Below are 275 nucleotides of genomic sequence, written 5' to 3' on the forward strand. Positions count from 1 at the left end.
CGCCTGATGCCGACCACGCTGACCTTGGCCGCGGGAATCAGGTCGAGCACGCCCGGCAGCATGCCGAGGCCGGCGCGCAGGATCGGCACCAGGGTGATCTTGCGTCCCTTGATGCGGCGCACCTGCACGGGGCCGGCCCAGCCGTCGGCGGTGGCGTCCTCGGTTTCCAGATCCGCCGTCGCCTCGTAGGTCAGCAGCGTCGCGACCTCGGCCGACAGTTCGCGGAAGGTCTTGGTGCTGTTGTCGGCGCGGCGCATCAGGCCGAGCTTGTGCTG

At 70.5% G+C, this 275-nt stretch carries 1 protein-coding gene; it reads right to left on the reverse strand.

All coding sequences use genetic code 11. The annotated features are described in order from the left end of the window. A partial coding sequence (locus SB719_RS19950; RefSeq protein ID WP_412159709.1) for a uracil phosphoribosyltransferase occupies positions 1-275 on the reverse strand: 275 nt, incomplete at both ends.

The sequence above is a fragment of the Pantoea sp. SIMBA_079 genome, from assembly GCF_046940275.1.
In the GTDB taxonomy this organism is placed as follows: Bacteria; Pseudomonadota; Gammaproteobacteria; order Enterobacterales; family Enterobacteriaceae; genus Pantoea; species Pantoea borealis.